This window comes from Microbispora sp. CA-135349, from assembly GCF_050947365.1.
Taxonomy (GTDB): Bacteria; Actinomycetota; Actinomycetes; order Streptosporangiales; family Streptosporangiaceae; genus Microbispora.
Genome location: NZ_CP192001.1, coordinates 1,285,193 through 1,303,781, shown reverse-complemented (window position 1 = coordinate 1,303,781; position 18,589 = coordinate 1,285,193). Strand labels below are relative to the sequence as shown.

The window sequence follows — 18,589 nt, the reverse complement described above, 5'->3', positions numbered from 1 at the left end:
GGCAAACCACACGATCACGGCGCGGGGGTGGAGGTCAGCGGGGGAGCAGTTCCGGGGTGCGCTGCTGGGGCAGGCCGGCGAGCCGCCGCTGGCCCTCGGTCAGCAGCGCGGCGATCGGGCCGGGCTCGCGCAGCCGGGTGAGCCGGTCACGGTTGTACTTGCGCAGCCGCGCCGCGCGGCGCTTGGCCACCGCCGCCTTGAACGCCGCGACGTGCTCGCGGTCGGGCTTGCGCGCGCCGCTCAGCTCGTAGCCGTACGCGGTGAGCCGCTCGCCGAGCACCTCCTCGCACAGCGAGATCTCCCAGGGCTCCAGCCGGGAGGCCCACTTGCCCGAGTGGGCGGTGGTCACCTCCTCGTGCGTGTTGCTGTGCCACACCTTGTGCTTGGGCACGGCCAGCTCCGCCATGTGGCGGGGCTCGCACATCCCGGGGTCGTACTCCTCGCCGAGGAACACGCACAGCTTCTTCAGCTCGGTCTGCGGGTCGGCGGTGAGGTCCTCGTAGCGCAGCTCGTAGAAGCTGTCGGCCGGCAGCTTGCGGGCGTGCCGGCGGCCGAAGTCGACGGCCTCGGCCCAGTTGGCCATGGCGTGCACGGCGTCCGCCTTGTACCAGGGCATCTGCTTGAGCGAGGCGACGCAGTCGCGGCCGTCCCTGACGAGGTGGACGAACTGCGCGTCGGGGAACATCCGCATCAGCATCTCGACGTGCCGGTAGTAGCTGGGCCGCTTGTCGCCCCAGCGCGGCTTGCCGAAGCGCTCGGCGTAGCACTTGAAGACCATGCCGATGACCGAGCCGAAGCTGCCCGGGCCGAGCATGGCCGCCTGGACGAAGTCGGGACGGCTCAGCCCGAGCTCGTGGAACTTGGTGGTCCGGCCCTCGGCGATCCAGGTCGCCAGCCTGCGCCGGTTGTCGGCCAGCCGCATGTCGCCGTACGACCGCCGGGAGAAGTAGGCCGGGACGAGGAACCGCGTCTCGGGCGGGACCGCGATGCGCGGGTGCGAGTGCAGCATGAGCTGCAGCATGGTGGTGCCGGAGCGTGGGCAGCCGACGACGAAGACAGGTCTGTCCGAATGCATGAGTTCTATCCCCCGTGGTGAAATTGCCGGACGCCCGGCCGCCGCCCTCCCCCGGGCGCGGCTCGTGACGCGGGTCCTACGGCGTCACGCCGTACGAGCGTGTGGGTGCGGCCGAGACGGCCGGTCAGATAAGGATCTTCTCTCTTTCGTCGGCGGTGCGGGGCACCTGGCGCGACGCCAGCCAGACGCGGTAGACCAGGCTCATCTCGAACGTCAGCAGCAGCGCGCCGGCCACGGCCGAGACCGGCACCAGGGCCTTGGGACCGAACAGCGGGCCCACGACGAAGACCGCGGCGTGGAACTCGATCCCGCTCACCACGTGGGTGCGCACCCGGTGCCGCACCAGGAAGACGCGGAACCGGTCGTACCAGGGGAAGCGGGCGTGGAACGCCTTCTGCAGGTCGACCACCGTCGCGCCGTCGTCAGCGGCGACCCCGCCGAACTCCGCGGCGGCCTGCCCCAGCTCGGTCCGCGGCCGGGCGCGCAGGACGCTCTCGGCGAGGACGCACTGCCCCTCGAGCCGCGCCTCGACCAGCGCACGCGTGGCGTCCTTGACCCGTTTCAGCTGCGGGCCGTTGATGTAGCGGAACAGATCGAGCACGACGACGCCGACGGCGGCGAGCACCACGTCCGTGTCGCCCGTCCGGGTGTACTCCCCGAATCCCCAGCCGAAGGCGCAGCAGACGACCCGCACCCGGTCGCCGACGTAGTCGAGCCACAAACCGAAGGGCGTCCCCGTGCCCTTGAGCCTGGCGATCTTCCCGTCCATGCAGTCGACCGTGAAACTCAGGTAGAACAGCACCGCGCCGGCGACGAGCGTGCCCTCCGCGAACGCGGCCGCCGAGGCGAAGCCGATCAGTATGGACAGTCTGGTCAGTCCGTTGGGCGTGATCGAAGTGTGGTTAGCCACGAGCAGCGCGAGCCGGCAGGCGAGCGGATCGACCATGAAGACGGTCCACCACGAGTCCCTCGGTTTGCGCGTCGCGAGTATGTCGTCCAGCGTGAAGCCCCCCATGCAGGCAAGAATGACTACAACCGGTAGCCGTTGGCCTGCTCTTCGGTAACAGGCGGGGCATCTCATTGCCGGTTCTTGACCGTCTCCCTCATCTACGTAAACCATCCGCCAATCCGGTCGCGGATCGGTTACAGTGCGTGGTCGAGGGGGAGACCATGCCCGTTGTCACGTTGTACCGGCGGTTGCAGGGGCGGCTGCCGTCGTGGGAGCCCGCACCGCGGGCCGCACTCATCCGGGCGGACGCGGGTCCGCTCCAGGCCCAGCGCGAGACGCTGGATGTGGTGTGCGCCCTGCTGACCGAGTCGGGTGTGCCGTACTTCTGTGTGCGCCCGTTGCCCAACCGGCCGCCGGTGGTGGCCGTGCCGGAGGACGAGCGCACACGCGCGCTCGCCGCGCTCGCCGCGGGCCGTCATCCGCTGTTCGCGGCGCGACAGCCGTACGGCAGGCAGGGGGCACGGGCGCGCCGGGCGGACGCCGGCCGGATGCGCCCGGTGCGGCGGGCGGCGGCGCTGCTCGGCGACGCCAGGGTCGTGCGGCTGGCCATGTATTTCTCCAGTCCCTCGCGCACACTGACGCTCGGCCCGGAGAACGGCTGTGACCTGGAGTTCTGGGCCCGGGAGGGCGACGAACTCGTCGCCCCGCGGCCGAACCCGGCCTGCGACCGCGTTCCCGCCGACGGTCCCTCCGTGGACGGCGGCGAGGAGCTGTTCACGCCACTGGCGTGCGCCGCCCGCCGGGCCCGCGCCTACCGCACCCGGCCCGAGTTCCTCCGGCGGCTGCTTGACGACATCGACTTCCCGATCGACGCCGTCTACACGTGGGTGGACGGCGCCGACCCGGCCTGGCGGGCGCGCCGCGACCAGGCCGAGCGCGGCGAGGCGCTGCGCTCCGGCGGCCCGCTGAGCGAGATGGCGACCACGGAGGCGCGGTTCACCAGCAGGGACGAGCTGCGCTACTCGCTGCGCTCGCTGCTGATGTACGCCCCGTGGATAAACCGGGTGTGGATCGTCACCGACGGCCAGACGCCGTCGTGGCTCGACACCACTCACCCCATGGTCACGGTGGTCGACCACAAGGAGATTTTCACCGACCCGTCGGTGCTGCCGGTGTTCAACTCCCACGCCATCGAGACGCAGCTGCACCACATCGACGGGCTCAGCGAGCACTTCCTGTATTTCAACGACGACTTCTTCCTGGGACGGCCGCTGCCTCCCCGGACGTTCTTCGAGGGCAACGGCATCACCCGCTTCTTCCCCAGCACCGTCCATGTGCCCTTCGGCCTGCCGGAGACCGAGGAGTCCCCGGTGCACGCCGCCGGTATGAACAACCGGCGCATCCTGGAGGACCTGACCGGCCGCACGATCACGCAGAAGCTCAAGCACGTGCCGTACGCGCTGCGCCGGTCGTTGATGTACGAGCTGGAGGGGCGTTTCGCGGCGGAGTTCACGGCGACCGCCCGCAGCAGGTTCCGCACGTCGCGGGACATCTCCGTGGTGTCCTCGCTGGCGCACTACTACGGCTACCTGAGCGGGCGTGCGGTCCCCGGCACGGTCGACTACACCTACGTCGACCTGTCGCTGCCGAAGACGCCCGCCAAGCTCCGCCGCATGCTGGCCCGGCGCAGGCACGACGTGTTCTGCCTCAACGACACCGCCCCCACCACCCCCGAGCAGGACGCGCTGCTGGCGCGGTTCCTCGAGGCCTACTTCCCCACCCCGGCGCCGTTCGAGCGGTGAGCGTGCCGCGGGACGTACCTGTCCACGAACAGGCCGCGGAAGGTCCAGCGGCCCGCCGGGGCGAACGAACGGGCGACGAGGGCGCGCCGCCGGGCGGGCATCGCGTCCTTGCCCGTGTGGCCGACGACCCAGAGCGTACGCAGCCCGGCGAGCCGGGCGGCGAGCACCCGGGGGCCCACTTCGCGGCCCGGGAAGCTGCCGTCGCGCTCGGGTGACAAGGCCAGCGCCACGTCGCGGAGCCTGCCGAAAACCGCCGGATAGACCACGGCGTATTTCCTGACCTTGGCGGGGACGAACAGCACCCCGTCTCCCGGCCTCGCCTCGGACGCGAGCAGCGTCATGACGGGCCGGGGATCGTCCTGCCTGCCGTCCGGCCCGCGCGTGGCGATCTGCCCGGGAACAGACAGGCCGAGCCAGGCGGCCAGCATCGCGGCGGCGAGGCCGGGGGGCAGCGCGGCCAGGCCCGCCCCGGCGAGCAGCGCCGCCGCCGGAACGCAGCAGAAGACATACCGGAACACGTAGACGGGATGGACGGCCCAGGAGACCGTGAGCAGCACCAGCGCGGGCGCCAGCAGCCACGGCACCGTCAGCCGCACGAGCGCCCCCGCTGCGGCGGGAGGCGTTTCCCCGGTGGCGCCGACGGCCGGGGGATGCCCGGCGCGGCAGGCGGCGGCCTCCCCGTCCCGCCCGGCGGCGGGCTCTTCACCGCGGCGGGCGACGGGCTCTTCACCGCGGCGGGCGACGCGGGCCCGGCGGACGCCCACGACCGCGGCACACGCGAGGCCGAAGAGCACGAGCGCCCAGGTCAACGGGGCCACGCCGGGCCCCGTCGCGCCTCCCAGATCGCCGGACAGCTGAACGGCCAGCCTGCCCACGTCCGCCGCCTCCGGCCGGGGTATCCACCCCACTTGCGCGCTCTGCCCGGAGCCGAGCCAGGCCAGCGGCGCCACGGCCGCCAGTGCCGGCGTCGTCGCGCACGCCCACCGGAGCAGCGGTCCCCTGGACAGGATCAGGGTGACGCCGTGCGCCCCCGCGATCAGGAACGCGAACAGGTTGAGGTAGGCCAGCACGGTCAACGCCGCCGCGTACGCCGCCAGGACCGCCGATGTGGGCGACCGCTGCAGGCGCAGGAACAGCAGGGTCACGCCGACGGCCGCCGCCGCCGTCATCGCATACGGCCGGGCCTCTTGGACATACCTGGAGAAGATGGGCATGAGGGCCAGCAGCACACCGCCGTACAGGCCCGCCCGGGGGACGCCGAGCGCCCGGCCGAGCGCGCCGGTCCCGGCCGCGGCCAGCGCCCCCGCGACGACCGACGGAATCCGCAACGTCACCTCGGCGGTGCCGTACAGGCCCGCGACGATGTGCATCAGCGCGTAGTAAAGGCCGTGCACCGCGTCGACCGACTGCAGCAGGTGCGCCAACTGGGGCAGGGTGCGGCCGGCCGCGCTGACGGTGGCCGCCTCGTCCCGCCACGGCGGCGGCCCGCCGAGATCCCACAGCCCGGCGGCCAGGGCGAAGACGGCCGGTACGACGATCACGACACCCGGCCGGTCCGGTCGCACGCTCCGCCCGGGCTCCTCGCCCGGGCACGGCGGGAGCGGCGCGGTGGTCATGGCCGCATGCGCGCGACCACGCGCGCCGAGGCGTGCCCGTCGTCCCAGGGGCAGTATCTGCGGGCGAATCGCTCGTAGCGCGCCGCGAAGGGCCCGAGGTCGCCGTGCCGCAGCACGTCGAGCACGTCGTCGCCGGTCCTGAGCACGGGCCCGGGAGCCTCGTCCTCGAAGTCGAAGTAGAAGCCGCGCACCTCGTCCCGGTAGCGCTCCAGGTCGGGCGCGAAGAACACCATGGGCCGGCCGGTGCACGCGAAGTCGAACATCGCCGACGAGTAGTCGGTGACCAGCACATCCGCCGCGGCCAATAGATCCGCCATGTCAGGAAATTTCGAGACATCGTGGATGCGGTCGCCGTTCGGGATCGCCATGTCCCTGGCCACCAGGTAATGCGCCCGCACAAGCAGCACGTCGTCGTCGCCCAGCGCCCCGGCGGCCCGGACCGGGTCGAGCGCGAGCACCCCGGCGGCATCGTCGTCCCGCCACGTCGGCGCGTACAGGATGACCCGCCGGTCACCGGTCAGGCCCAGCCGCCTGCGCGCCGCACGGGCGCGCGCGGGGTCGAAGAGCACGTCGTTGCGCGGGTAGCCCGACTCCAGGATCTCCCCCTCATAGCCGAAGGCCCCGCGCAACGCGGAGGTGGCGAACGGGCTCGGCGACAGCAGCAGGTCCCACGTCGCCACCTGCCGCGCCAGTTCGTCGCGCGGCACCCGCTGTGCGTACGGCATGCCCTCCAGGTCGAGGCCCAGCCGCTTGAGCGGCGTGCCGTGCCAGGTCTGCACGACCGTCTGCCCGCGCGGTTTGCGATACCACCCCGGCTGCGTGCGCCGGTTGGCCACCACGAAGCGGCTGGTGCGCAGCGCCTCCTCGTGCTCGCGCGAGCCGTACAGGACCAGGCGCACGCCCGGCGGAACGGCGAACTGCCCGTCCCTGGTGACCCAGACGATCTCCGTGTCCGGATGGCGGCGCGCCAGCTCCTCCGAGACGGCCCGGGGATTGCACGAGTACTGTCCGCCGCCGTAACTGTCGAACACGGCCGCGTTCCGCAGGGCGGTGCGGCGCGGCGCCGCCGCCCGCCGCCTGCGCGTCGCGTACGGCCCGCGCTCGTGCGGGCCGAGCGCGGGGCGCACCGCGAGGCTCAGGTCGCCGTCGCGTGAGGTGCGGACGGAGACCTCGTGGAACCCGGTGACACGCGGCCGCGGCGGGTCGGCGATCACGGCCGGGCTCAGGCGCACACGCTCGTCCCCGCCCGCCGGTGACAGGGCGAGCACGCGCCAGGTCCCGCTGCGGAGCGGAAGTCCCTCGGCCGTCCTGCCGATGGCGGCCGTCCATGTCTCCTCGTCCCGGCGGACCGGCCAGGAGTGCCGCTCCGCGCCGCGTTCCAGGACGATCCGGCCGCCCGGACACGGGCCCGTCCCCTCCAGGACCAGCTCGCCGGACTCCGACCACCGGACCGCGCTCACCTGGCCGCCGGACTCCGTCCGCCGCGCCGTGCTCACCTGGCCGGCGGAATCGAGATGCGGGCCGTCGTCGGCGCGGGGACCGAGCGTGAGCCCCCGGTCGCGGGTGAGGCTGACGCGCACGTTCCCGGCGTCGAAGACGCGCTCGCCCGAGGCTCCGAGCGCCCGGCCCGCCCGGGTGACGCCCCGCGCCCGGACCCGCGCGTGCAATGCCCACCGGCCGGACGGCAGGGCGTCGATGGCGACCACGGTCTCGAAGCCGGAGTCGTCGTGGCAGGCGACGGACTGCCGGGAGTCCGCGGTCACGTCGGGCCTGCTGGTCCGCCGCACCTGCAGGGTGATCCGCTCCTCTCCCCGCTGGAGCCACAGCTCGATCCGGCTGCGCCCGCTGTCCAGATGCGCGATGTACGCGTGGCCCGCCAGGACGAGCCTGCCGTCCGTGTGACGTACGTCGTCCACGCAGGCGACGAGCCGCAGGTCGCGGGAGGCGTCGAACAACGAGCGCGGCAGCCGGGGGTCCCTGCGGAAGGGGTAGTCGAGATACCAGCGGCGGCGCCTCAGCCCCCGCCGCAGCACGCCCCGGTGCCTGATCTCCGACGCGGCGAACATCCGCAGCTCCGCCAGTTCGCCGGTCATGTCGTGCGCGGCGAGGTGGATCCGGAGCCGCCTGAGGACCGGCAGCCGTTCCAGCGCGCCGGGGTCGAGACGACCCAGGGCCTCGGCGAGCCCGTCCGGGACCCGGTCGCGTACGGCGTCCAGCACCGCTTCGAGGTCGGGCCCCTCGGCGAGGCGCAGGTCGTAGGCCGTGCGCAGCTCGGGCGCGTGCCGCCGGAGCAGGTCCGACACCTCCAGCATCGCCCGCAGGCGGCGCAGCGGGTCGGTGGGCGGCCGGGACCCACGGGTGAGGCAGACCACCTCGCCGAGCACGTCGGCCGAGGTGGACAGCACGTGCGCGGGAATCGTCACCGGGAAGTCCTCGCCCAGCCCCGCGGGGAAGGCGAACCCGTGCCGGTTCCAGAACTCCCGGCGGAACACGGTGCCGCCCGCCCGAGGGTCGTCCAGCAGCTTCGGATGCCGGGTGATGTGCGTGCGCAGGAACTCCCTGGCCTTCACTGCCGCGCCCGTCGCGTGCGGCGTCCAGGTGCGGATCCGGCCGCAGGCGAGGTCGGAGCCGGTGTGGTCGAGGGCGCCGACCAGCGCGCGGTAGGCGTCCGCGGGGACCACCGAGCCGGGGTCGGCGAAGGCGAGGTAGCGCCCGGTGGCGAAGGCCGCTCCCGCGTTACGTGCCGTTCCGGGGTCGTCGCCGCCGTCGCCGAGCGTGAGGAGCGTGAACCTGTGGTCGGGTGGGCGAACACCCCGCGGGCGACCGGCGAGGATCACTTCCAGGTCGTCGAGGGTCTGGTCGCGTAGGGATTCGAGGCACTCCTCGGCGTGTTCCTCCCCGCCGTGCAGGGGGACGACCACCGAGAGCCTGGGAGGCACGGTCACGCCGCCAGGATGCCGACGCACGGCGGACGACACCGGGCCGATCCCCATTGCCTTACGGTCCCTTGGCCACCTCTTGACCGTCCTGACCCCGGCAGAATGGTCACAGTCAGTGAAGGGTATCGTTACAGTCAGTAATACTCGATGGTAGATAAGGGCTTGCTGGATCTCCCACAAATTCAGGAGGCTCGATGGCACTCACGCTGACCGGTCGGACACTGGCGATGGCCGCCTGTCTGCTCACCGGCTCCCTCACCCTGGCACCGCCGGCCACCGCCGCCGGCGGCGACGGGGCCGGTCGGCTGAAGGCGAAGTTCGTCGCCAACCTGGTCGCCCGCCACAGTGACAAGTGCCTGGACGTCTACGGCCGGGACACCTCCGACGGAGCCAGGGTCGTGCAGTGGACCTGCGGCAACGAGTGGCCCAACCAGGAGTTCAGATTCGTGGCGACCAGCGACGGTTACTACACGATCCGCGCCGAGCACAGCGGCAAGTGCCTGGACGTCTACGGCCGGGACACCTCCGACGGAGTCAGGGTCGTGCAATGGACCTGCAACGGCGCCGCCAACCAGGAATGGCGGCTCGACCAGAAGGACAACGGCTACTTCACCGTCGTCGCCCGGCACAGCGGCAAGTGCCTGGACGTCTACGGCCGGGACACCGCCAACGAGGCGAGGATCGTGCAGTGGTCCTGCGGCAAGGGATGGCCCAACCAGGAATGGCGGCTCGCCTGACCGCCACCCATGTGACGGCGCGCTGAAGCTCGGCCGGCGTTCCACCGGTGACGTCGGCGACGATCGAGAAGGCCCGGCAGTCGTACGGCTGCCGGGCCTTCCCCCGATCCCAGAGTTCCCGCTCGTGCGGCGTAGGCCCTCGATTTCGGCCGCCCACCTGTCGTGACGGCCCGGGCGGGTCAGGCGAACAGGGCGTCCACCGCCCGGTGGGCGGCGTGGCCGTCGGCCATGGGGCGGTACCTCGCCAGGAACGCGCCGAGCGCGTCCGCGTGCTTGTCCTCGATCTCGTCGAGGTGCGCGACCGCGTCGAGCACCTCGGCCTCTGCCCCGGCGCCACGGCGCAGCACGGGCCCCGGCGCCTCGGGGTGCGGCCACGGGTCCTGCGGCCCGCCCGCGTGCAGGAGCACGGGGCGTCCCGTGACCGCGAAGTCGAACACCGCCGCCACGTCCCCGGCGATCAGGACGTCGGCGGCGAGATACAGCTCATGCGGATCCGGGTGGCCGGTGACGTCGCGCAGGCGGGCGTCGCCCGGCCCGGCTCCGTGCCGCACCGCACCGCGATGCCGGACGACTCCCTCGGAACCGGCGGCGCCGTCCGGTCGCCGGGCCGGCGTCCGCCCGGCGGCGGCCTCGGGCGAACGGACCAGCAGCACATGGTCGCGCGGCAGGCCCGCCGCCACGCGTGCGGGGTCGAGCGTGTCGTGCCTCCCGGCGACGTACAGCAGGACTCTGGCGTCCTCCGGCAGGCCGAGGCGGCGCCGCACCTCTGCGGCGCGCTCCCCAGCGCCCGGCCCGGTCAGCAGGTCGTCGCACGGCAGGCCGGTCTCCAGCACCTCCCCCTCATAGCCGAACGCCCGCCGCAGCAGGGGCGTCCACCATGGGCCCGCGCCGACGAGATGGGTCCACTGGTCCGCCCCGAAACCGGCACGGAAGCCCGCCCCGGGACCGCCCTCGTGACCCCAGGCCGGCTCACGCTCCGTGAAGGACTGCCGGTCGTACACCGGCTCCTGCCAGGTCTGCACGACCACCTGGCCGGGCCTGCGGTCGAACCAGGGCGGCAGCGGCGCGTCGGTGACGACGTAGCGGCATCGGGCCAGCGCCTCGTAATACTCACGTCCCAGCGTGCGCACCGGCTCGACGTCGCCGGGCAGGGCGACCTGCCCGTCCCGCACGTTCCACAGCAGCGGCAGGTCGCTCCCCCGGCGGCGCAGTTCCTCGCAGACCGCCCTCGGGCTGCCGCCGAAGCGGGTGCCCGCGCCGCCGTCGAACAGGACCGCGTCCCGCAGCGGCCTGTCCCTCATCTGGGGGTAGGTCCTCGTGCGCAGCACCCGCTGGGCCTTCTTGCCACGCTCGTCGGCGGTCAGGTCGCCGCTCACGGTCAGCACCGCCCGCCCCGGACCCGACGTGACGATCCCGAACGTACGGCGGGCCGTCTGGTGGGCCGCCGGCACGTCCGTGTCGAACTCGAGCGGCAGGTCCGCCCATCCTCCCCCGGCGGCGCGCGCCCTGATCGACAGGGCGTACCGGCCGCGCGGCAGCGGCAGCGGCCCCACGGGCGAGCCGGCCTGCTCGGGCGTCAGGCGGGCCCGGAACCGGGTCCCGGCACCCTCGATCGGCAGCAGCCACTCCCCCGGGCCCGGGATGACGGGGGCGAGGGCGGTCACCACCAGCGCCGACACCTCGTGCGGCACCGCGAGGCCGCCCTCGATGAGCAGCTCTCCCCCTCCCCCTCGGCGCGCGGGCAGCCACTCGGCGAGGTCGGCGTACGCGGCGACGGGCTGGTCCCGCAGGACCAGGCCGCCGGTGCGGTCGCGGGCCACGACGATCTCCCGGCCGGCCAGGCCGTACCGGCCGGTGGGCACGTCCTCGGCGAGCGTCACGGGCGTCACCGTGCCGTCGGCGGCCCGCACCTCGACCTCCCACCACACCTCGGGGTCGGCCACCTCCGCCGGCAGGGTCACCTCACGGAACACGGGGGACCGTGAGGCGGGCTGCAGATCGCGCAGGTCGACGGCGGCCTCGAACGTGCGCCGGTCGACGTTCACGGGGTAGGTGCGGGGAACACCTCCCGGACGCCGGGTGACCTGGAGCACCGGGCTCGGGCCGAGGTCGTTGACGATGTGGCCCACCAGGCGCAGACGGCCGTCGCGCACCTCCCGGGTGACGACCCGGGCGGTCTCCCGCCCGGCCCGGAGCACGAGGTCACCGGTCTCCCCGAGCAGCGGCGCGACGTAGTGATCGGAGCCCACGGCGCGGTAGCCCGCGTGCTCGACGACCGAGGTGCCGGCGCGCGGATCGGACAGCCGTCCGCGCCGCAGGACGCCCCGGTGCAGCACGCGCAACTCCACGTGCCACCGCCCGAGACGGCCCGGCCTGGCCAGCGCGGCCGGGTCGATCGCGAGCCGGAACCCGCCCCAGTCGCGTTCCTTCGACTTCGTGGACACCCGGGCCCTGGTGACCGACGCCGGCACGCGGACGCGCCGGCCGGTCCGTTCGTGGACGAGGGCGGCGAAGACCTGCTGGTGAACCCGCCGGGTGGGCCGCAGGTACGGCGAGGCCGCCCGGCCCTCCACCACGAGCACGCCGTCCTCCCACCGGACCGCGTCGATGCGGTGCCTCGGCACGAGTTCGTCCCTGGCCCTGGTCACGGTGGCGGGGATCTCCCGGTCGGAGGATCGGGTGAGGGGCGGGTTCAGGTGGTGGCCGCCCACCCTGCGCACGAGCCGCCGGTCGGGCCTCACCTCCCGGTCCCATGCGAGGACCTCCAGCAGGTCGGGCAGGCGGCGCAGGCGCACGAGATGCCACTGCAGACGGCGCAGCGCGGGCAGCCCGTCGAGCACGGGGACCGCCACGTCCTCCAGGTACAGGCCGGCGAGGTCGAGGAACCGCTCCCGGAACGCCGGGGAGGCCTGGTCGAGCACGTCGAGGAAGTTCGTGAGGTCGCCGTCGAGAACGGCGTGATCCCAGGCGTGGATGTGCGCGGTGAAGTGGTGCTCGCTCAGGAAGCGGCGGACCTCGGTGACGGCGGCGAACCGGTCCTCCAGGTGCACGGCCCGTGCCTTGTCCTGGGTGATCGAGCGGCCGCCGCCCTCGCGCCGCCGCCACAGGTAGACCGGTGCGGGCAGCACGTCCACGGCCCGCGCCAGGAAGTGGGCGCGCAGGGCCACGGCGATGTCCTCGTACAGCACGCCCTCCGGGAAGGCGAACCCGTGGGCGTCCCAGAACGAGCGGCGCCACAGCTTGTTGGTGACCAGGCGGTCGCGCAGGAGCGTGTGCGTTCGGGTGATGTGGGTGCCCGCGGCGGCGGCGGCGAAGACGGCCCGGTGCATGGCCGACTGGCGGGCGCCGCGTCCGTCGAGGCGCAGCACGTTGCCCGTGGCGAGGTCCGACCCTGTCCGCTCGAGGGACGCCAGGAGGTATTCGAGGGCGTGCGCCGGCAGCAGGTCGTCGCTGTCGAGGAACATGAGGTAGTCCCCGGTCGCGTGCCGCACTCCCGTGTTGCGCGCCGCCCCGAGGCCGGTGTTGGCCTGGTGGACCAGCCGGAACCGGCCGTCCCGCGCCGCGAATCCACCGGCGATCCCGGCGCTGCCGTCCGGCGAGCCGTCGTCGACCATGACGACCTCGATGTCCTCCCACGTCTGCGCGGCGACCGAGGCCAGGCAGCCGGCGAGGTACGGTTCCACGTCGTAGATCGGGATGATCACACTGAGGCGGGGCACGGGCGCTCCTTCAGGTCGGCGAAGCGGCGGACGGAGACACGAGCGCGCGCAGGCGCCGGCGGATCAGACGTGCGGTACGGCGCAGCGGCCTGGTCAGGGGGCGGCGGGAGCCTCCGCCGGCCACGCCGGGGGCGCCGGCCCGGACGCGGCCGGGCACCGGCGAGGCGGTGGTCGCGGCGATCGCGGCAGGCAGGAATCCCCACGTGGAGCCCGCCTCCCACACCGTGCCGTACATCTCGTGGACCAGGTCGTCGAGGTCGTCGCCCGGTCCCGCGCAGCGGCGGGCGCGGCTCATCGCGGCGGTGCGCTCCAGCCGGGCGCGCACGACGCGGCCGTCCTTCCGCTCGTCGAGCGCGAGCGAGACGATCCCCAGCCGCTGCCGGTCGGCGTGCTTCACGATCGATCCGAGGGTGCCGCGCGACGGCACCCAGCCCGGCGGGCAGTGGAAGCGGAACGGCACGGGGAAGCAGTCGTCCGGCACGGCCTCGTGGAACCGCACGCGCGGCTCGCCCTGGTAGCAGGCGAGCACCAGCCGCAGGTCGAGCGAGGGGTCGCCGAGCGGGTCGCGCCGCCCGCCGCCGAGCCGCCCCCAGGGGCCGACGACCGTCACCCGCACGTCGGGCAGCCGCCCGGCGAGCACGGCGTCGACGGTCGCCCTGACCTCCTCGAACGACGCGTCCCCCACCTCGACCACGACCTCGACGTACGGCACGAGGTAGGTGCGGCCGGGGTGCCTGCGCAGCCAGCGGAAGCTCGGGACGCGCTCGGCGAGGTGGGGCCAGTTGTGCCGCTTCACGTCGGGTTCGCGGCGCATGACGGTGGACCGGCCGAGGTGCCAGCACCGGCTGCGGCGATCGGGCACGAACACGGCGCCCGCCTGGGCCAGCCGGTAGCCGAGCTCGGTGTCCTCGCCGAGGACCAGCGAGGCGTCGAGCCCGCCGGCGGCGCGCAGCAGGCGGGCCGGCAGCGACGCGGTGGCCCCGACCATGACCGAGAACGCGCCGAAGCCGGCCGCGCGCAGGTCGTCGGTCTGGTCCCAGCGCCGCTCGGTCCACTGCGGCGTGGCCTCGTCCTCGGCGAAGAGCTTGGGCACCGCGCCCGCCTCGACGGCCGCGAGCACCTCGCTCGCCGGGACCTCGTCGAGGCCGGGCACGAACCTCAGGTGCCCGAGCACGACCAGGTAGTCGGCCAGGTGGTGCCAGCGCATCTGGGCCTCCACGTGCTCGGGGAACAACACGAGGTCGGCGTCCAGGAAGAGGATCACCTCACCCTCGGCCGCCTCGGCCCCCGCCGCGCAGGCGCTCGCCCTTCCCCACGCCCCGTCACGCGGGCGGACCACCCGCAGCCGCTCCGGCAGCGGCCCGGCCGACGACATGGGCGGCGGCTCCATGGGCCGCTCGCCGTCGTCCACCACTACGACCTCCATGAGGTGGGCCGGGTAGGTCTGCCGGGCCAGACCGGCCAGCGTCAGCGGCAGCGTACGCTCCGCGCGGTAGGCGGGGATCACCACGCTCACCGTGCGCGTGGGACTCCATTCCCCCGGCTCGGGCGGCTCCCCGAGCACCCCGTAGTCGTTGAGCGGGATGCGCACAGGCCCCGTCACGTCCTCACCTCCGCTCGGCATCGGGCACCGTCCTCCATCAGTTCGTTGAAGACCAGCCCGCGCCACTGCTCCTGGTAGGACGCGAGGAACGACTGAACGGGCCGGCGCCAGGTGTGGCCGTACGCACTGCGGCGGCGCAGCACGTAACCGAGGCCGTGGGTGCGGTAGATCCGGCCGCCGGCGGCCTCCACGGCCTGCAGCAGCTGACCGTCCACGGTCCTCGCCAGGGGCCGGAAGCCGCCGGCCGCCTCGAACGCCGCCCGGGCGATCAGCATGGTGCCCCCGGCCACCAGCGGCGCGAACCGCTCGGTGCCGATGCACCTCCTGATCGTCACGTCGAGCGACTCCAGGTAGACGAACTCCGCCGCCGACCCGACGAGGTCGGCGCCGCTGTAGTGGCGGGCGAGCAGGAGGTCGGCGAGGTGGTCGGGCCCGTACCAGTCGTCGTCGTCCACCTTGGCGAGGTACGACCCGGAGGCCACGGCCGCCATCCGGTTCAGGACCTCCCCGAACGGCGTCACGGCGGGGGCCTCGATCACGGTGAGCGGCAGCCGCGTGCGGGGGATCGGCGCCTCCCGCGCGGTGAAGCCGTGGAGCCCCACGATCAGCTCGGCGGTCACGCCGCGCTGGCGCTCCATCTGCCCGACCGCGAACGGCACCATCTCCGGGCGGCGCGTGCACAGCAGGATCGAAACCCTCGGCTCCGGCGGCACCGGCAGGCCGGCGCCCAGCGCGAGACGCCGCCAGCGGGCGGCGGCCCCGTGCTCGCGCAGCGCGGCCCTGCGCAGCCGGATGCTCAGCTCCTCGCGGCGCAGGTCGGACGCGAGCGCCTCGCCGGTCACGGCGGCGAGCGCGGCGGCGAGGCCGGGGCCCAGCGCCCGGTCGCGGGCCGGATCGGGCGCGGCGAGCACCGGGATCCCGGCGGCCGCGAGGGCCGCGACGACACGCGCGGCCGTCTGCGACCGTCCGGCGAGCGCGGGCACCTCGACCCCCCGCACGTCGCGCAGGCGGGCGACGTCCACGTCGGTGACCCGCCCCGAGGCCGGAAGCCGGACGAGTCTGCCCCCGCCCCGGATGACGACGAACCCGTCCCGGTGCGCGGCGAGCGCCGCCACCCCGTCCGAGGGATGCCGCCGGAACCCGATGGGGTTCACCACGGCCTCGTCCAGCGGCGGCACCATGTTGTCCGCGAGACCGCCGGCGCCGTCCGGAAGATCACCGGCGCGCAGCAGCAGATCGCAGCCGGGGGCGTCGCGGCGGTCCGGCACGGGCCCGCCGGGCGGCGACAGCGTCACGTTGGGGTCGCCGGGCCGCCAGTCGGCCGTACCGCCGCCCTCCAGCCCCGCGACGGGACCGGTCGCCTCACACGCGCCGAACAGGCCGAGCGCGACGTGGGCCACGACGTCGCCGGCCCGCACGGGCTCGGTGAAGGCGGCGTCCAGGTGCCAGCCGCGCCCCCGGCGTACGACCCGCATCTCGGTCAGGTGCCGCCAGCAGGCGCCCGGTGCGGCGGCCGGCAGCGGCTGGGCCGCCCAGGGCGGCACGTCGGCGACGGCGATCCGAATCCGCGTCGCCGCGGGCAGCAGGCCGCGCAGCGGCACCGCTCTGCGGAGATCGGCCGGGGACCGCGCCGCGAGCACGACGCATTCGAGGCCGGTGGCCGGGCGTGACCCGACCGCTCGCCGCCCGCGCACGCTCATGGCGCTGATCGTCGAACGAAGCAGGCGGCTCTTCCACAAGGAAGCACCGGGTTCGCCCGGCGCCCGGCCGGCGCGGTCCGCGCTTGCCGGAAGGGTGCCTCCGGCGTCGGCGCCGTGACTCGTGTCCCGGCTCGCGTCCACGTCGCCCGCCGGAACCGGAGGCGGGACGGGGACGTCCTCCAGCGGGGTCCACGGACCGGCGAAGCCCTCGACGAGGCGGCCGGGCAGCGTGGGACAGGATTCGAACCCGATCCACGTCCCCCACGCCGACCGGGAGGCGGCTCGCGTCACCCGCCCTCCTCACGCTGCCCGGTTCCTCATCCGACCGGCCCAGCATCGCGAACGCCGCTCGCGCCGGGGCAGCCTTGGCCCCTTCCTTGGCCGAAGGTTTAATCGCCTCCACCCCAGGTGGACGCGGGTTTCCGGCCGACACCAAACCGGACTGACGAGGAGGAAGTGCCGCGAAGCACGTTACGATGCCGCGTTATAGATCCCCCCGAGGAGTACCCCATGGCTGTACGCCGTCTGATCCCCGTGGCCGTCGTGTTCGCCCTCGCCGCGGCCACCGCCACCCCTGCGCAGGCTCGCGGGACCGATGAACCGTACTGCGCGACCCACAAATGCATCGCCCTGACCTTCGACGACGGTCCGGGGCCGTACACCCAGACGTTGCTGAAGACGCTCGCCGAATACAAGGCCAAGGCGACGTTCTTCGTCATCGGGACGGAGGTGAAGAAGCATCCGAAGCTCACCGCCCAGATCGCGAAGGCGGGCCACGAGATCGGCAACCACTCGTGGGACGCCAGCTATCTGACCCAGCTGACGTACGCACAGATCAACAAGAAGATCGGCGACACCCAGCGGCTCATCAAGAAGACGACAGGGAAGGCGCCGGTGCTCTTCCGCGCGCCCGGCGGGCTGCGCAACGGCGGAGTGGAGGAGATCACCGCCAAGTTCGGTCTCATCCAGGTGCCCGGCACGAGTGCCACGAAGGACTACATCAAGAGCTACCGGCACGTGGATCTCCTTACCGACCGGGCCCTGGATGTGGCCGGCGAGGGCGAGGTCGTGCTGATGCACGAGACCGTCAAGGAGACCGTGCAGTCGATGCCCGAGGTGCTGCAGGTGCTGACCTCGGAGGGCTACCACTTCGTGACGGTGTCCACCCTGCTGGAGGGCCAGGAGCTCACCCCGGGACAGGCGTATCCCGACGGGCCGGGGACGGCGGAGATGACGACCTACGTCGACTGACCCTGCGGCCCAGCGCCTGGGCCGGCGCCTCCACGAAGCGGTAGGTGAGCCAGCTCAGCGCGAGCAGCGCCACGAGGTAACCGAGCGCGACGGCCGCCCGCCAGGTCGGCGTGAGCGACCGCAGGTCACCGGCGAGCACGTTCAGGTATTTGAGCAGCGGGTGGTGGACGAGGTAGACCGAGTAGCTGATCAGGCCCAGCCAGGTCAGCACGCCGGGGACGCGCCGCCCGCGCAGCGCCATGCCGAGCGCGAACGTCCCGCCGGCGAGGACGATCGTGGTGATCCACACGTCGGGCTGCACCCACCACCAGCCCGCCTGGATCGACCACACCGGCGCGGCGGCCACCAGGGCCGCCGCGGCCACGACCGGGCCGGGCCCGCCCGTGCCCCGCTCCCACCGGTACAGCGCGGTCCCCGTGAACATCACCGCGAGGATGGCCGCGCCGAACCACGGCACGAAGCTGCCGAACATGAGCAGCACGAGCGCCATCAGGCCCAGCGCGTACGCCGCGACGGTGCGGAACCGGCCGGTGATCAGACAGGCCAGGCCCGCGACGAACAGCACGCCGGTGACGACGGCCGGCCACGGCCCCGGCAGCAGCGGCGCCGACAGCACCAGCCCGGCGGCGACCGCCACGACGCCGAAGACGATCGCCAGCGCTCCGCTGCGCCGGTGCACCCCGCCCATGAACAGCGCGGTCACCAGCAGGTAGAACACCATCTCGTATGACAGCGTCCACATCGGGTCCGCGAGGGCGCCCGTGTGAACGACGTCGAGCAGCATGCTCACGTGCGCGGCCACGGCCGACGGGTGCCGGGGCACCTCCTGGCGCACCGGAACCCAGAACGCCATGACGAGCACGGCCGCGATCACCAGCAGATAGAGCGGATAAAGCCGGAACACCCGGCTGATCCAGAACCCTCCGACGTCGCCCCGCTTCTCCAGGGACGCGGGGATGATGTATCCGCTGACCAGGAAGAAGACCAGCACGCCGTACATGCCGAGGCTGAACCAGTAGGGGCGGAGCGACGGCATGAGCCAGGGCAGCGCGTGCTCGGCGACCACCGCCATCGCGCCGATCCCCCGGAGGGCGTCCAGCCAGGCCAGGCGGGTCACCTGTTGCGACGCGGCGGTGACGGGCTGAGTGGCAATCACCGCGCCACACTATCCAGAGCGGCCGGATCTATGCCCGTTGAT

At 73.5% G+C, this 18,589-nt stretch carries 11 protein-coding genes; 3 read left to right on the top strand and 8 right to left on the bottom strand.

Features of this window, described 5'->3' with window-relative positions:
- Positions 1-34: 34 nt before the first annotated feature.
- Together ACQPZZ_RS06525 and ACQPZZ_RS06520 are read right to left on the bottom strand one after the other, a co-directional pair.
- Positions 35-1,075, bottom strand: a complete 1,041-nt coding sequence (locus tag ACQPZZ_RS06525; protein WP_432929839.1) for a sulfotransferase family protein — start codon at positions 1,073-1,075, stop codon at positions 35-37.
- A gap of 124 nt (positions 1,076-1,199) precedes the next feature.
- Positions 1,200-2,090, bottom strand: coding sequence for a CDP-alcohol phosphatidyltransferase family protein (locus ACQPZZ_RS06520; RefSeq protein WP_432929837.1), 891 nt, complete (start codon positions 2,088-2,090; stop codon positions 1,200-1,202).
- A gap of 155 nt (positions 2,091-2,245) precedes the next feature.
- Between ACQPZZ_RS06520 and ACQPZZ_RS06515 the strand changes: the two genes are divergently transcribed.
- Positions 2,246-3,826, top strand: coding sequence for a stealth family protein (locus ACQPZZ_RS06515; protein WP_432929835.1), 1,581 nt, complete (start codon positions 2,246-2,248; stop codon positions 3,824-3,826).
- Here the strand turns inward: ACQPZZ_RS06515 and ACQPZZ_RS06510 are convergent.
- Positions 3,793-5,391, bottom strand: coding sequence for a glycosyltransferase family 39 protein (locus ACQPZZ_RS06510; RefSeq protein WP_432929833.1), 1,599 nt, complete (start codon positions 5,389-5,391; stop codon positions 3,793-3,795). The genes ACQPZZ_RS06515 and ACQPZZ_RS06510 overlap by 34 nt on opposite strands.
- A gap of 47 nt (positions 5,392-5,438) precedes the next feature.
- Positions 5,439-8,387 (bottom strand): CDP-glycerol glycerophosphotransferase family protein, encoded by a 2,949-nt coding sequence (locus ACQPZZ_RS06505; RefSeq protein ID WP_432929831.1) that lies wholly within the window; start codon positions 8,385-8,387, stop codon positions 5,439-5,441.
- Positions 8,388-8,575: 188 nt separating this feature from the next.
- Here ACQPZZ_RS06505 and ACQPZZ_RS06500 point away from each other — a divergent pair, with 188 nt between their 5' ends.
- Positions 8,576-9,118 (top strand): RICIN domain-containing protein, encoded by a 543-nt coding sequence (locus ACQPZZ_RS06500; RefSeq protein WP_432929829.1) that lies wholly within the window; start codon positions 8,576-8,578, stop codon positions 9,116-9,118.
- A gap of 179 nt (positions 9,119-9,297) precedes the next feature.
- Here the strand turns inward: ACQPZZ_RS06500 and ACQPZZ_RS06495 are convergent, their stop codons facing one another.
- Genes ACQPZZ_RS06495 through ACQPZZ_RS06485 form a run of 3 tightly spaced genes read right to left on the bottom strand, consistent with a single transcriptional unit; the run spans position 9,298 to position 16,431 of the window.
- Entirely contained in the window at positions 9,298-12,837 is a 3,540-nt protein-coding gene (locus ACQPZZ_RS06495; protein ID WP_432929827.1) for a glycosyltransferase, read from the bottom strand.
- Between the two features lie 10 nt (positions 12,838-12,847).
- Positions 12,848-14,440 carry a glycosyltransferase gene (locus tag ACQPZZ_RS06490; protein ID WP_432929825.1) on the bottom strand — a complete coding sequence of 531 codons (1,593 nt, stop codon included), beginning with the start codon at positions 14,438-14,440 and terminating at the stop codon, positions 12,848-12,850.
- Positions 14,437-16,431, bottom strand: a complete 1,995-nt coding sequence (locus ACQPZZ_RS06485; RefSeq protein ID WP_432929823.1) for a glycosyltransferase — start codon at positions 16,429-16,431, stop codon at positions 14,437-14,439. The genes ACQPZZ_RS06490 and ACQPZZ_RS06485 overlap by 4 nt, the downstream gene beginning before the upstream one ends.
- 219 nt (positions 16,432-16,650) lie before the next feature.
- On the opposite strand from ACQPZZ_RS06485, the gene ACQPZZ_RS06480 reads away from it, so the two are divergent.
- Positions 16,651-17,391, top strand: coding sequence for a polysaccharide deacetylase family protein (locus ACQPZZ_RS06480; RefSeq protein WP_432929820.1), 741 nt, complete (start codon positions 16,651-16,653; stop codon positions 17,389-17,391).
- Here ACQPZZ_RS06480 and ACQPZZ_RS06475 read toward each other — a convergent pair.
- Complete coding sequence (locus tag ACQPZZ_RS06475; protein WP_432929818.1) at positions 17,327-18,547, bottom strand: acyltransferase family protein; 1,221 nt, start codon at positions 18,545-18,547, stop codon at positions 17,327-17,329. The genes ACQPZZ_RS06480 and ACQPZZ_RS06475 overlap by 65 nt on opposite strands.
- Positions 18,548-18,589 lie beyond the last annotated feature (42 nt).

Excerpts from the sequence above, each read along its gene's own strand:
- ACQPZZ_RS06525 (WP_432929839.1), bottom strand. The coding sequence starts at position 1,075 with ATGCATTCGGACAGACCTGTCTTCGTCGTCGGCTGCCCACGCTCCGGC.
- ACQPZZ_RS06520 (WP_432929837.1), bottom strand. The coding sequence starts at position 2,090 with ATGGGGGGCTTCACGCTGGACGACATACTCGCGACGCGCAAACCGAGG.
- ACQPZZ_RS06515 (WP_432929835.1), top strand. The coding sequence starts at position 2,246 with ATGCCCGTTGTCACGTTGTACCGGCGGTTGCAGGGGCGGCTGCCGTCG.
- ACQPZZ_RS06500 (WP_432929829.1), top strand. The coding sequence starts at position 8,576 with ATGGCACTCACGCTGACCGGTCGGACACTGGCGATGGCCGCCTGTCTG.
- ACQPZZ_RS06480 (WP_432929820.1), top strand. The coding sequence starts at position 16,651 with ATGGCTGTACGCCGTCTGATCCCCGTGGCCGTCGTGTTCGCCCTCGCC.